The organism is Mesobacillus subterraneus (genome assembly GCF_003937825.1).
GTDB lineage: Bacteria > Bacillota > Bacilli > Bacillales > Cytobacillaceae > Mesobacillus > Mesobacillus subterraneus.
In genome coordinates this window covers 19,856-34,608 of record NZ_RSFW01000003.1, presented here as the reverse complement: position 1 = coordinate 34,608, position 14,753 = coordinate 19,856, and the positions used below count along the sequence as shown (strand labels likewise).

General features: G+C 46.6%; 13 protein-coding genes. All 13 read right to left on the bottom strand.

Features of this window, described 5'->3' with window-relative positions; genetic code table 11:
* Nucleotides 1-9 precede the first annotated feature (9 nt).
* Entirely contained in the window at nucleotides 10-1,263 is a 1,254-nt protein-coding gene (locus EJA10_RS02355; RefSeq protein WP_125478407.1) for a M20 family metallo-hydrolase, read from the bottom strand.
* A 52-nt stretch (nucleotides 1,264-1,315) separates the two neighbouring features.
* Nucleotides 1,316-2,410 carry an alanine dehydrogenase gene (gene ald / locus EJA10_RS02350; protein ID WP_125478406.1) on the bottom strand — a complete coding sequence of 365 codons (1,095 nt, stop codon included), beginning with the start codon at nucleotides 2,408-2,410 and terminating at the stop codon, nucleotides 1,316-1,318.
* A gap of 93 nt (nucleotides 2,411-2,503) precedes the next feature.
* Complete coding sequence (locus EJA10_RS02345; protein ID WP_125478405.1) at nucleotides 2,504-3,859, bottom strand: aspartate aminotransferase family protein; 1,356 nt, start codon at nucleotides 3,857-3,859, stop codon at nucleotides 2,504-2,506.
* A 43-nt stretch (nucleotides 3,860-3,902) separates the two neighbouring features.
* Nucleotides 3,903-5,369 carry a CoA-acylating methylmalonate-semialdehyde dehydrogenase gene (locus tag EJA10_RS02340; protein ID WP_125478404.1) on the bottom strand — a complete coding sequence of 489 codons (1,467 nt, stop codon included), beginning with the start codon at nucleotides 5,367-5,369 and terminating at the stop codon, nucleotides 3,903-3,905.
* A gap of 327 nt (nucleotides 5,370-5,696) precedes the next feature.
* Nucleotides 5,697-6,194 (bottom strand): DinB family protein, encoded by a 498-nt coding sequence (locus tag EJA10_RS02335; RefSeq protein WP_125478403.1) that lies wholly within the window; start codon nucleotides 6,192-6,194, stop codon nucleotides 5,697-5,699.
* Between the two features lie 56 nt (nucleotides 6,195-6,250).
* Nucleotides 6,251-6,499, bottom strand: coding sequence for a hypothetical protein (locus EJA10_RS02330; protein WP_125478402.1), 249 nt, complete (start codon nucleotides 6,497-6,499; stop codon nucleotides 6,251-6,253).
* Between the two features lie 96 nt (nucleotides 6,500-6,595).
* A complete protein-coding gene (locus EJA10_RS02325) occupies nucleotides 6,596-8,215 on the bottom strand; it encodes a PucR family transcriptional regulator (protein ID WP_125478401.1) in 1,620 nt (539 codons plus the stop codon).
* A gap of 149 nt (nucleotides 8,216-8,364) precedes the next feature.
* A complete protein-coding gene (locus tag EJA10_RS02320; RefSeq protein WP_125478400.1) occupies nucleotides 8,365-8,592 on the bottom strand; it encodes a hypothetical protein in 228 nt (75 codons plus the stop codon).
* A gap of 18 nt (nucleotides 8,593-8,610) precedes the next feature.
* A complete protein-coding gene (locus EJA10_RS02315) occupies nucleotides 8,611-8,829 on the bottom strand; it encodes a hypothetical protein (protein WP_125478399.1) in 219 nt (72 codons plus the stop codon).
* 15 nt (nucleotides 8,830-8,844) lie between these two features.
* Nucleotides 8,845-10,320: an NCS1 family transporter gene (locus EJA10_RS02310; RefSeq protein ID WP_125478398.1), complete on the bottom strand. Its 1,476-nt coding sequence runs from the start codon at nucleotides 10,318-10,320 to the stop codon at nucleotides 8,845-8,847.
* 198 nt (nucleotides 10,321-10,518) lie between these two features.
* The gene (hydA, locus tag EJA10_RS02305; protein ID WP_125478397.1) at nucleotides 10,519-11,937 is read right to left on the bottom strand and encodes a dihydropyrimidinase; all 1,419 of its coding nucleotides are present in this window, start codon (nucleotides 11,935-11,937) and stop codon (nucleotides 10,519-10,521) included.
* Nucleotides 11,938-11,991: 54 nt separating this feature from the next.
* Nucleotides 11,992-13,278, bottom strand: coding sequence for an NAD-dependent dihydropyrimidine dehydrogenase subunit PreA (preA, locus tag EJA10_RS02300; protein WP_125478396.1), 1,287 nt, complete (start codon nucleotides 13,276-13,278; stop codon nucleotides 11,992-11,994).
* A gap of 21 nt (nucleotides 13,279-13,299) precedes the next feature.
* Nucleotides 13,300-14,673 carry an NAD(P)-dependent oxidoreductase gene (locus tag EJA10_RS02295; protein WP_125478395.1) on the bottom strand — a complete coding sequence of 458 codons (1,374 nt, stop codon included), beginning with the start codon at nucleotides 14,671-14,673 and terminating at the stop codon, nucleotides 13,300-13,302.
* Nucleotides 14,674-14,753 lie beyond the last annotated feature (80 nt).

Genomic DNA, 14,753 nt, shown 5'->3' with positions numbered 1-14,753 from the left:
CCTCTTTGTTTAGGTTTGTTCGGCCATCCTGACTGCTGTTCGATAAAGCAATTCAGCACCTAAAGTAATGTCCTCAAATGTTGAGAATTCCTTTGGATTGTGGCTGATTCCGTCCTTGCAGCGGACAAAAATCATCCCATAATCACACACATAGGACAAGGCAAGGGAATCATGGAATGGCCCGCTCATCAGTTCCATCGTATCAAGGCCGATCCTTTCACTCTCTTCCCTCATGACGTCCATGATTTCCTTGTCACAGTACCGCGGCTCACTGTTTGTATCCTCGGAGATTGTGCATGTCAATCCATGCTGGGCAGTAATCTCAGAAATTCTAGTTCTTAGCCTTTCTTCGATCCTGTGTCTCCTATCAATATCAATATCTCTTAAATCAACAGTGAACGTGACTTTTTCAGGGATTATGTTGCGCGAATCCGGGAATATGTTCAGACTTCCCACGGTTCCGACAGTTGGAGCATCGGAGTCTTCACTGGCAAGTTCGTTAAGAGCAACAATCACCTTCGCAGCCCCCACCAGCGCATCCTGCCTCATTGGCATCGGCACTGAGCCAGCATGTCCCGCAAAGCCCTCAAGCTCGACAGTCAGCCATAGCGGACCAGAAATCCCGGTGACAATTCCGACCGGCAAATTGTTTTTTTCGAGAACAGGACCCTGTTCAATATGCATTTCCAGAAAAGCAGCGATGCTTCCTTCTGGATATTCAGATTCCTGTAATTTATCTGGATCACAGCCAAAGTCGATTAAGGCTTGCCGTCTTGTTATACCATCCTTGTCCGTCCGTTCAAGCTCCCCATCTTCCAGCTTACCAAGGATTCCCCTGACACCGAATAATCCTTTATTGAATCGGCAGCCTTCTTCATCGCTAAAAGCAACCACCTCAATCGGCATTTTCGGTACGATGTTCTGCTCCTTCATCGTCTGCGCGACTTCCAGTGCCCCCAGCACGCCGATGACACCATCAAACCTTCCGCCATAGGGCTGAGAATCGATATGGGAGCCAAGCATCAAAATCGGCGCATCTGGATTTTCACCTTCAAGCCGGCCGATTAAATTGCCAAAATGGTCAATCCTCGCAGTCAGGCCGGCTTCTTCCATCCAGCTCTTCACCTTCTCTACGCCCTGCCTGTCCTCTTTTGTTAAGGTCACCCGGCATACGCCGGTTTCACCAATTTTGCCGATTTCCGCCAGTTCATTGATCCGCTGCTCCAGGCGCAGTTTATTGATGGTTATGGTTTGCAGAGTCATACTTTTCGCCTCCATTTTTGCAGAGTATTTTAGCCTTATAGGTTCATCCAATCTAGATCATTGTCATCTGGTGTGCCTTTGCCACTTCTTCATAGACGATTTTCCCATTCAAGACATTCAGCCCTCTATGTAAGGCTTCGTTTTCTGCAAATGCCCGCTCGTATCCCTTATTGGCGATTTGTAAAATATATGGAACTGTCACATTGGTCAGCGCGATTGTCGATGTCCGCGGGACAGCACCGGGCATATTTCCGACCGCATAATGGACAACGCCGTGTTTTACATAGGTTGGGTTCGCATGCGTGGTAACATGGGTGGCCGTTTCGAATATTCCTCCCTGGTCGATTGCCACATCGACGATCACGGAGCCTTCCTGCATCATGCAGACCATTTCTTCCGTAACAATCTTCGGAGCCTTTGCACCTGGGATTAAGACTGCCCCAATGACCAGGTCGGATTCAGCAACAGTATCAGCGATCGTGTATGGGCTGGACATCAGCGTTGTGATGCTATGCCCAAAAATGTCATCCAGTTCCCTGAGCCGGTCCGGGCTTACATCCAGTATCGACACTTGCGCACCCAGCCCCACTGCAACCTTCGCTGCATTTGTACCCACCACGCCGCCGCCAATGATTGTCACCTTTCCCCTGCTCACACCAGGAACCCCGCCAAGCAATACCCCTTTTCCGCCGTGAGTTTTTTCAAGATAGGCAGCCCCAATCTGCGTCGCCATCCTGCCGGCAACCTCGCTCATCGGTGTGAGCAGCGGCAATGCCCGATTCGGAAGCTGAACCGTTTCATAGGCCACAGCGACAACATTCTTTTCGATCAAGGCTTCCGTTAACGCTCGGTCTGCAGCAAGGTGCAAATACGTGAACAGAATCAGGCCATCATAAAAGTATTTATACTCATCTGGCGTTGGCTCCTTGACCTTGATGACCATCTCGCTTTTCCACACCTCGGTGGCGGTCTCGGCAATCACGGCTCCAGCTTCTATATAAAGCTCATCGATAAACCCGGAATTAACTCCGGCCCCTTTTTCAATCACAACCTGATGCTGGTGCTGTGTCAGCTGCATCACCCCTGCTGGTGTAAGGCCGACCCTGTTCTCGTTGTTTTTGACTTCTTTAGGTACACCAATTCTCATCGTCCATCTACCTTTCAAGTAAAATAGTCATTTGTACAAAACACTCGTAATCCCGCTCAGCGGATAGGATTACGAGTGTCATAGATGGTGATTTTACAGAATTCCTTTCAACTCTTCAGACAGTGTCTGGATGATGAAATCCAGGTCTTCCATTTCAATGTTCAACGGCGGCGCAAGGGTCAGGACATTGTTGTAACCAGCCACTGTGGCTCCGTTCTTGCCAATGATCAATCCCTTTTGTTTACAGGCGCCAATGACTTTATTCACAAGATCAGCTCCAAGAGGTTCCTTGGTTGCCTGATCCTTCACCAGCTCAATGCCGACAAGCAATCCCTTACCTCTGACATCCCCAACAAAAGGGTGATCCTTAAGTTTTGACGCTAAACTTTGTTTTAAATAGTCCCCCAGTTCTCTTGAGCGATCAAAAAGTTTCTCATTTTCCATGATTTCAAGGTTCTTCAAGGCCAGGGCACATGCTGCAGGGTTTCCTCCAAATGTATTGACGTGGCGGAAATAATCGTATTCCTCCGAGCCTTTAAAAGCTTCGTAGATTTCCTTGCGGACTGCCGTTGCCGACAATGGGAGATAGGCACTCGTTATTCCCTTTGCCATCGTGATGATATCCGGTTTGACATCGTAATTCATGAAGCCAAAAGGCTTCCCTGTCCGGCCGAAGCCGCAAATGACCTCATCAGCGATCAGCAAGGCTCCATGTTTTTCACAAACTTCTTTAACACCCTTCATATATTGGTCCGGTGGAACAATGACTCCGCCGCCTGTGATGATCGGCTCCATGATGACACCGGCAATCGTTTCGCTCAGTTCCCAGGTCATCACCCGGTCGATTTCCTTGATCGATTGCAGATCAGCGGCATCCGTGTCAACCTGATCGGCATCCCTGTACAAATCAGGCGGTGCTACAAGAAGGAAGCCGGGAGCAAGCGGTTCATATTTGTATTTCCGCTGCGCCTGGCCTGTTGCAGCAAGCGCCCCCATCGAATTTCCATGGTAAGCACGATAGCGGGAAATGAATTTGTATCTGCCAGGCTCTCCATTTTGCTGATGGTACTGCCTTACCAGCTTGAAGGCCGTTTCATTCGCTTCCGACCCGCTGTTCGAAAAGAAAATCACATACTCGTCACCAAGGATTTCATTTAATTTTTCCGCTAGCTTAATCGCAGGAATGTGACTCTGGCTGAGCGGAAAATAGGCCATTTGCTTCAGCTGCTCATAGGCTGCATCCGCAAGCTCTGTCCTTCCGTATCCAACATTCACACACCACAGTCCAGCCATGGCATCCAGATATTTTTTTCCGTTATGGTCCGTCACCCATGAGCCTTCCGCCTTTTCGGCAATCAACGTACTGTCAGGGCTGTACGGCTTCATCGAATGCCAGACATAATCCCGGTCCTTTGTAAGGAAATCCTCACCTTGTTTAATTTTAGTCATACCTGCCTCCCTCCCAAGCTCTATTTCATACTTATACCTATATTTAATAATCGAAACGTGAAGTGATCATTTTTTTACGAGTGAAGAAGTTAACGCCATCCTTGCCATTCACATGAAGATCTCCATAGAAGGAGTCTTTCCAGCCGGAGAATGGGAAGAAGGCCATGGTTGCCGGTACGCCAACATTGACTCCCAGCATTCCTGCATCTGCTTCCTCTCTGAACTGTCGAATGGCCCTTGCGTCCTTCGAATAAATGGTCGCACCATTTCCGTAACGGGATTTTCGAAGATACTCAAGTGCTTCATCCAAATCCTCCGCCCTCAACAAGCTTAATACCGGTGCAAAAATTTCATCCGTTGCTATCGTCATATCTGGGGTCACATGATCAAAAATTGTTGGGCCCAGGAACGTTCCGTCCTTCAATTTATCAAGTTCATTTCGGCCATCCAGCAGGAGAGTCGCACCCTCTTCGACACCTTTTTCAATGTAACCCAGTACCTTTTCACGATGTGAATCCCTGATGACCGGAGTCAAAAGAACCTCATCATCCAGACCATTCCCAATCACAAGCTCGTCTGCCTTCTGTTTTAACGCCTGGACGAACTGCTCACCTTCGCCCACAACAACGACAGCACTGCACGCCATGCATCGCTGACCGGCACTTCCGTAAGCAGAACTGACAATATGCGTAACGGCCTTTTCCATATCCGCATCCGGCATGACAATGTGGTGATTTTTCGCTCCAGATAATGCCTGAACACGTTTCCCTTGAGCAGCCGATCTTTCGTAGACATATTTGGCGACTGGCTGTGACCCGACAAAAGAGATTGCCTTGACATCCTTATGGTCCAGCAGTCCATTCACGACATCATGGGCACCATGAACGATATTCAAAACTCCCTTTGGAGCACCTGCTTCACTGAAGAGCTCAACCAATTCATTGGCTAAAAGCGGTGTCCGTTCAGATGGTTTTAGGACAAATGTATTACCGCATGCAATCGCCAATGGGAACATCCACAACGGTACCATCATCGGAAAGTTGAACGGAGTAATTCCGCCAACTACCCCCAGCGGATAACGGAACATTTCAGAGTCGATATCCTCTGCAATATTTGAAAGACTTTCCCCCATCATCAGAGTTGGTGCGCCAGCCGCAAATTCCACGCACTCAATGCCCCTCTGGACTTCTCCATGTGCCTCTTTATAGGCTTTTCCATTCTCCTGGACGATCAGCTTTGCCAGCTTTTCATGATTTTCCGTCAACAGGTGATGGTACTTATATAAAATTCGCGCCCTTTTTGGCACCGGCGTGTTCTTCCATGTTTTGAAGGCTTCATTCGCAGCGCTTACCGCAAGCTCTACATCCGCTTTTGATGAAATAGGGACTCTCGCCAGCACTTCACCTGTTGCCGGATTTGGCACATCAAGCGCTTCTGTGCTTTGCGCATCCACCCATTCCCCATTGATATAATTCTTCAAGACAGCTGTTTCATTTTTTATGACAGTCATTACTTCTTAACCTCCTTATTTTTTCTAAATATTTAAAAAACTCACCTTATAGTAAAATTATCTTTTATTTGATCCATGCTTTCATTAGACATTATGTAAAATAACTCCGGCTGTTTTTTTCACATAATGAAAAAATGGTTTTTATGATAGTAAAAAAACTCGCTAAAGGTGTGCGAGTTAATTTAAAGGATATAGTTTTTTTGGGGGTGTATTATGACCTTCGAAATGGTTAGGTGCTTTTCTAAATACATTCAAAGGAATGGCACCCCTTTTGACTTCAATACTAATCCTGCGTCTGGGCGATGAAGGTCACTGAATTATGCTGCTTTAGGACCAATCAACGCCATCCCAAGAGGATTGCAGCTTTCGCAAGAGAACAATTTGGCCGAGATGATACGTATCGTGCATCATGATATGGCTGAGCAACCTCTCAATCGAGTACCTGTTAGCTGCATACGGAGCTTTTAACTTTTCATCATCAAGGTCCGAAATGACCGTTTTTAATCGATTCATGACTTCATTAAGGCGCTGCACTGTCTGGGCCCACCCAATTTCGTCTTCTGAATCCCCTGGATTTCCAAAGGTTTCTTCGTTGTCTTCCGCCTTGTTCGGATTCTCTGTGCCCTTAATTCGATGGATCACGTCTTCATTCCAAAATATTAAGTGGTTGACAATCTGCCAAATCGAGTTGCTGTTTCCCGAACTTGTCCAGGCTGCCTCAGCTGCTATTACTCCTTGTAGCGCCTGATCCATGGATGCAAACCAATCATTCTCATGGCAGTGCATGTCGAGTTGTTCTAAAAACATATTGGTTACAACTTGCATATAACCACTCTCCTCACTGTTTAGTTAATCTTTCAAAGTTAAAAAACCAGAAAAATTCAGACTGAGTTTCCTCCATTTTTCCTTTCATTGCCCCTTTTGAAATTCCCAGTTATCTTTGCCATTATTAATTGTTGTTCTGCTGTATTTTCAGCAGCATTTATTCTTTCTAGAAATTTCTCTGCATCTGAACCTTTTAAAATCTTTACCTGTCTACCATTAAAATCCAAAAAGATTGTATTGTCCTTTGTCACTCGAAAATTGAAAGGTTCGTCTCCTAAACGATTTCTTTTATCGATATTATTCATTCTCCTTTTTTCATCTCCATACTTATTTTTTGATCAGTTTGTTTTTAGAGTCATGGCATGTGTACTAAAATTAAATACTAATCAACAGACTTCTAGCTACAAAGTTTCCTGTTCAGCCCATTTCCCCTGTTTGGAGGAAAGCAAAAACTCATAGGAATGTAGCATGAACTCTATCGCAAGCCGTTTTTCATGGTTCATGAAATCACTTCCAAGCAATTTTTCAAGTTTTTCGATTCGGTGATAAAGGGTTTGCCGCACAACATACAGCCGCTTCGCCGTCTCCTGCTTCGATCCATTGCAGGCTAAATAGGTTTTCAGCGTTTCCATCAGCTTGCCATTATACTTTTTGTCATAGCAGATCACCGGCTCAAGATATTCCTGTACAATCTCATTCAAATCCAGATGACGGTTCAAATGGGAAATAAGCCTGTAGATATGAAGATCATCGTAAAAATGGCTTATCTCCTGCTGGCCGCAGCGATTCTGGATCCGGATCGTTTCAATCGCTGTCTGATAACTGAGATTGAGATTTGTCAAATCCTCTACATACTTACCTATCCCCAGTACCAGCTTGGATTTATGCTTCCCAATCTTGAGATCTTGCTGAACCAGTTTTTCAATCCCTTCCCGAATTCGCTGCTTCCAGGTAGTTGAGTTTCTTTTATTCAAAAAGATAAAAATCAGCGAATCTCTTTTTTCAATCGAAAACAGTGTAAAGCCCTGCTGCTCAAAAATCGTTCTGGTGTACAGCTTAAAATACGTCAAATCAACATTCGAATATTGGTTCAATGGGTCGAGTTTGCAAAGACAAACGAATGCCCCTTTTGGCTTGACTGCCGGGATATGATACGCAAGATATTCGTGAATCGACTCCTCACTGATTTCTCCCTCCAGCCAGCTCATCAGCCATTCAGACTCCTCCGCACGCCTTTTCTCCTCCACATAATGCTTCCTTAGCAGAAACTGAGCGAGAGCAGTAGCAGTCCGGTCGAGGATCAGCTGATCAAAATCGGTAATAGCCCTATCCCTGGAATAGATAATCAGCTCGGCTTTGCTGTCCCCAAGAAGCTGGATTGGCATGCTCGCAACAGATGGAGAAGCAGGTCCTATTGCGCGCTTCTCAATAATATCCAAAAGGTGACCCTGTTCCTTCTCATTTAATTTTGGTGTGAACTGTATTTCATGATGGCTAAAAATGGTAACAACCTGAATTTTTAAATACTGCTGGATAAAATGAAGGATTTCATTATGATCTTCAATCGTTAAAAGCTTCTTATTCAGTGCCTGTGAATAGCTTTCTAAATCTGAAATCATTTGATATTGGTGATTGATAAGGAGAGTATGTATATCCTGGGTTATTTCAACAAATGGTACTTCTTGTTTAAATAGAATGATCGGAAAGTGATGCTCATCAGCTAAAGCAATAATTTCCTCTGGCAAAAAAGTAGAATAGGTTCCGATTTCAATACACAGCCCTGCTGCTTGCGATTCGATCAGCTGCTCTACAACCGAAAGGAATAATGCCTTGTCCTCCTTCCAGGCAAGCCCGGTTGATAAAATCAATTCATTCCCGTTCAGCAGATTTCTGATTTTCGTCACATCGACCACATGAACCCATTTAACCAGTCTGGATAGTCCCTCTTTGCCAGCCACGACTTCGATATTTTCAAAATGCTTCCTTTGTAAAAGGTCTTTTACAGTGAGATATGAATTCAAAGCAAAACCTCCTTTTCATAGGGTTATTCTCTACTATAAAATAATTTAACCGTAAAATGTGTCGTTTTCTGTTTTTTCAGTATATTTACCTATAAAAAAAACAGCCAATCAACCCGAAACCCGGCTGATTAGCTGTTAACGTAACAGAATTATACTAAATGAGTGTCCTGCAATTCACGCAGCATTTCCTCAAACTGTGCCTGATCGTAAAAGTCATCAATTCCCCAGTTTTCCAGAATCCAATGGACCACCTCGGTTGAAGAGTTGAACACCTCGCCACTTGAATCGGCTTTCTTGATCATATAGCGTCCATTGTCTTCATCGATTGTCACTTCACAGGGAAAGGCGCTCCCCCGGCATTTCAATAAATATTCCACTGTTCAACCCTCCCTTTCTTATAAGGCACCAGTTTTCTGCTGTTTCAACAAAAGTACCGAAAAATACTTGCGTCCATCAGGAGTAAGGATTTGCAACGTTTCTTTCTCTCCCTCTTTATTTTCTAATTCCACAAATGCACCGCTTAAATTTTCAATGATGTTTTTAATGCTGTAGCCTTGCTGGATCATAAAATCAAGCCGGTCTCTTTCCTGTAAAAAATCCTGGTACTCAGACAAAGATTTCACGCTCCTTTACGTATTGATCGGGTTTGTCGCTTCTGGAACCACGACCGTTTCCACGCCTTCTTCAATGCTCCAATCACGTCCTACAGTGATACCGAGATACTTTTCATCGGATGGATCCTCGATTTCCGCCTGCTTGTATTTCTCAAACCACCAGTACTTCGCGAGCACATAGTAGGCAATCCCGCCGACAGCAAAACCGACCAGGAACGAGTAGGATGGCATCATATAAGCTGCCGCTCCTCCGACTACCCAGGCGATCAACCCGGCCATATTAAATCCATTCATATACCTGAATTGCCCATGCTCTTCATACAGCTCCTGGACATTCACTCGCCGTTTGCGGAGAATATAGTAATCCGTGAACAGGATGCCGACGATGGCTGATAAAATACCGCCAATGATTAGCAATGCGGGAATAATGATTCCAAACAGACTCCAAGGCTGTACCACGATACCAACTACACCAGCCATGATGACACCCACCCAGAATGGAACCTTTGGTCCGCCAACATTGGAGAAGATCGTTGCAGCCGGAATGACGTTGGCAGAAGTATTCGTTGACCATTGAGCCAGCACAATCATTAACAAAAGAATCCCTAAAATAAAGCCGCTTGCCGCCTGCTGAAGGCCAACAACTGGATCATAGTTGAGAACCGCAACATAAGAAACTGCACCGATGATGACCATGAACGTATTGACGATCGGCATGGCAATGATGCTGCCGGCGATTTGAGCTTTATTGCGCTTCAGCCAATTCCGCTCGTTTTTCGGCGCTTTAAAATACCTCGATAACGACGGCATATCAGCCGCAAGTGTAGCCCAGAAACCCATATTTGCCATGACGACAACCATGAATGCAGTGAAAGCAGCACCGCCAGCGACTGGACTTTCCACCCAAACCCAAATATCTCTTCCTTCTGCCAGCGCTTTATCCGATAGTGACACATACATCCACGAAGAAATGATGATGATGATCGGAGCGGCCAGATCAGCAAAGCGTTCAACCGCCTTGATTCCGAGAGCAGTATTCACTAGCTGTACAGTGGCAAATAACACGAAACAGATGAACCAGTTATCAAAGCCATACAATAAATTCAGGATTCCGTTGATGGCAGTTGCGCCAAAGTAAGTGTTAATCCCAAACCAGCAAGAAGCGGTGACTCCGCGCACCAGCGAAGGTATATGGGTCCCGAACGTTCCAAATGGCGCCCGCATATAGACCGGGAACGAGAGCCCGTGTTCCACACCGATATCACCGATGATCGTCATGAAAATCCCGATTGCCACGGATCCTATGAGCGTGGCAACAATCACCCAGCCTAAAGGCAGACTTTGAATCCCGGATCCGCCAATCGCAAACGCAGCCAGGACGACCGCCATACCGACCCAAATGACTGCAAATCCGAATGCACTGATTTTCCTGTCGCCATGTGAGATTGGCAGCAAATCAGGCGATTTCAGGTAACTTCCTTTTTTACTCATTCAGACACCCCCAGATAAAATAAACTTAATTTTCTGAATTCAAAAGACAGAAAGAAACGATCGACATTGGCAAGCTCTTAATCCTCACCTCCATGATTTTTTTAAAAGAAATATCCAGCAGCAAGGGGTAATCCCCCTTGCCGTGGTATGGGATTCACTGTCTCGAATTCTTGAAATAGTTTGCAGGGTGTACTGGAATTATAGAGTAAGAGATTCTTTTGTCAGGTTTGCTTTTGTCTCGCCATATTTAGCGCGCTTGAGATACTGGCCTGCACCTGGTTTCCCGACAAACGTCTTATCGCGAATGACAAACTCTCCACGAGATAAAACGGAAACTGGTTCCCCGGTGACCTTCATTCCTTCAAACGCACTGTAGTCCACCGCCATATGGTGGCTCTCCGCTGAAATCGTCCTCTCGACTGTTGGATCAAAAATCACAAGATCAGCATCTGCACCGACAGCGATTGTTCCTTTTTTCGGATATAATCCAAATAACTTGGCAGCCCTGGTTGAAGTAACATCGACAAATTGGTTGAGCGAAATCCTTCCCTTCAGCACACCCTCAGAGAAGAGAATCGAAACGCGGTCTTCAACGATTGGTCCGCCATTCGGAATTTTCGAGAAGTCGCCACGCCCCAGCTCCTTTTGCCCTTTAAAATCAAACGAACACTGGTCTGAGCCGACCGTTTGCAGCTGGCCGGTTTTCAATGCATTCCACAAGACATCCTGATTCCATTTTTCACGGAGAGGAGGAGACCAGACATATTTCGCCCCTTCAAAATCCGGCTTTTCGAGGTAAGATTGGTCGAGCACCAGATACTGAGGGCAGGTCTCACCCCATACTTCAATCCCTTTATTTCGTGCTTCGGCAATTTTCCTTGCAGCATCAGCACAGGAAACGTGAACAACATACAGCTGTGACTTCGCCAGGCCCGTGAATGTCGCCGCCCGCTCAGTCGCTTCTCCCTCTATCTCCGCCGGCCTCGTCAAGGCATGATAGATTGGGTCGGTATTCCCCTGTGCCAGCGCCTGCTTCGTCAAATACTCAATAACATCGCCGTTTTCGGCATGGACCATTACAAGTGCGCCAAGATCCTTGGCTGCAAGCAGTGTTTCGAATAAGGTTTCATCATCCGCCTGCAGGACATTTTTATATGCCATAAACACTTTGAAGGAAGTAATTCCTTCCTCATCAATTACCACAGGAAGCTCGTTCAGGACATCATCATTGATTTCCCCGATCATCAAATGGAAGCCATAGTCAATCACCGACTTCTCCTTCGACTTTGCATGCCAGGTGTCGATTGCATTTTTCAACGGGGCCCCTTTATCGGTTAAGCAAAAATCAATAACAGTCGTCGTGCCGCCAAACGCAGCCGCAATCGTACCCGTTTCAAAATCATCCTTCGTCACAGTTCCGCCGAATGGCATCTCAAAATGGGTATGCGGGTCAACGCCTCCAGGGAAAAGATAGCATCCAGTCGCATCGACGACCTCTGCTCCCTGTTCATCTAGGTTATCGGCAATCATGCTGATGACACCATTTTCAATCAACACATCTGCATGGAACGTATCCGTTGCCGTTACGATCGTTCCATTCTTAATCACTTTTTTCATGCATTCTCCTCCTTTTAAAAGCCGGAAATATTCCAATCTATTTCGGAAAAACCATCACTTCGTAACCGGATCGACACCGCAAGCCAGGATTCCAAGTGCTGCCTGACGTTCATTCCAGGTCATCGGCGGCAGTCCGCTCTTGACTTCGACCATATCGATCGCCCCATCAACCGGGCACACAATCGAACATAGATTACAGCCAACGCAATCCTCTTCCCTGACCTTCAAATAGCCCTTTCCGCTTTCATCCTTCAGCATATCGATACACTGATGTGACGTATCTTCACAGGCAATATGGCATTTATTGCAGTTAATACATGTATCATTATTGATTCGCGCTACAATTTTATAGTTGAGATCCAGGTCGCCCCAGTCAGAGTATTTCTGGACAGACTTGCCGACCAGCTCCGAAACGGAAGCAATTCCTTTTTCATCAAGATAATTATTCAGCCCTTCAATCATATCCTCGACAATCCGGAAGCCGTGATGCATCGCAGCGGTACAAACCTGTACGCCTGTTGCGCCCATCAGCATGAATTCAACAGCATTCTGCCAGTTGGAAATGCCCCCTATACCAGAAATCGGCACATTGATGCGCGGATTTCTGGCACACTCCCCAACCATATGGAGAGCAATCGGCTTCACCGCAGGACCGCAATACCCACCGTGGGCTCCTTTTCCTCCAACATGCGGCACGGTATCCCACGTATCGATATCAACCGCGGCCAGGCTGTTAATCGTATTGATCATACTGATCGCATCCGCTCCGCCTTCAACCGCCGCCTCTGCTGTTACGGTGATATCCGTAATATTCGGAGTCAGCTTCACGATCACTGGAGTCTTGGCGACTTCCTTCACCCAGTAAGTCTGCTTCTGGACGAGCTCAGGCACCTGGCCGGATGCAGCACCCATGCCGCGCTCAGCCATCCCATGAGGACAGCCGAAGTTCAGTTCAAGACCATCGACCCCAACATCCTCCACACGCTTTACAATCTCATGCCACTTTTCCTGCTTCGGCTCGACCATCAGAGAAGCGATGATGGCGTGATTCGGGAATTTTTTCTTCGTTTCATAGATTTCTTTTAAATTCACTTCAAGCGGCCGGTCGGTGATCAATTCAATGTTATTAAAGCCAGCCACTTTCTGGCCGTTAAAACTGACCGCCGCAAAACGGGAAGAAACGTTCAAAATCGGATCGCCAAGCGTCTTCCATACCGCGCCGCCCCACCCAGCTTCAAAGGCGCGCTGAACCTGGTAGCCAGAGTTCGTCGGCGGAGCAGAAGCCAGCCAAAACGGATTAGGCGACTGGATTCCCGCCAAATTGATACGTAAATCTGCCATATTCTTACCTCCCTTTGTGTATTAAGCTGTTTCCTGAACAGGCTTGGATAGAAGCTGATGGACCGCAAAGGCCGTGTCCTTGCCTTGCTGGGCCGCTGAAACAACCATCGCTTCGCCCTGTCCTTTGCCAAAAATGACATCGCCACAAGCGAATACTTTTTGATTCGAGGTTTGATACGTATCCGGATCAATCTTCACGACACCGCCCTGGTGCTCCAGTCCGAATGCTTCCAGCAATCCGACATATCTTGATTGGCCAATCGCCTTGACCACCGCATCAACTTCCAAAATGAATTCGGATCCTTCGAGCGGTACCGGGCGTCTGCGTCCATCCTCGCCTGGTTCACCAAGCACCATCTTCACGCATTCAATCGCCTTGACCTTTCCGTTCTCATCGCCAATAATCCTCACCGGTGCAGTCAGCCAGCGGAACTCAACGCCATCCTGCTTGGCAAATTCATATTCAAAATCGTATGCCGTCATTTCATCTACGGTCCGGCGATAAAGAATTTTAACGTTTTCCGCGCCCAGCCTGACGGAACATGTCGCTCCATCAATCGCTGTATTTCCGGCTCCGATCACCACTACTTTTTTACCTAAAAATTGATTATCGATCGGTTTCGTTTTCGTCGCCTTTACGAATTCAATCGCGTCATACACTCCATCAAGTTCTTCTCCATCAATCCCAAGCCCCGGCACCTTGGACATCCCGACTGCTAAAATGACGATGTCGTGCTGGTCCATGATTTCTTCAACAGAGATATCGACTCCGACTCTTGTATTGGTGCGGATTTTAACATCAAGGCTCTCAACCTGCTTTACTTCCCAGAAGGAGATGTTCTGAGGCAGCCTGAATGAAACGATTCCGTAAGTATTCAGTCCGCCTGCTTTTTCCTCCGCTTCAAAAATCGTGACATCATAACCGAGCAAGGCGAGCTCCCTTGCTGCTGATAACCCTGCAGGACCTCCGCCGACGATGGCTACTGTCTTCCCATTCTTTTCGCCAGCCTGGAAAAGTACTTGCTCATTTTTAATCGCCCAGTCTGTCGCATAGCGCTGCAGATTCCCAATCATGATTGGCTTTGTCGAATGGTTCAGCACACACGCACCTTCACACAGCTCTTCAGTAGGACAGACACGAGAGCAGCTGGCCCCGATCGGGTTCGCGGTCATGATCGTTTTCGCGGAGCCCTTCAGGTTTCCAGAAGCAATCTTTTTAATAAAAGCAGGAATATCAATTCCCGTCGGACAAGCCTGGATGCATGGCGCATCATAGCAGTACAGACACCGGTTTGACTCCTCGATTGCATCCTGATTGGTCAGTCCTGGATGGACTTCCTCAAAGTTCACTCGCAGATCTTCATATGAAATTTTCGAGACATTCCCTTTACTCATTCAATTAACCCCCTTTTTAAAAAATCAGACAGAAAGAGGGCTTTACGTGCTCCTGCTGTAAAGCCCTTACTGTAGTCATG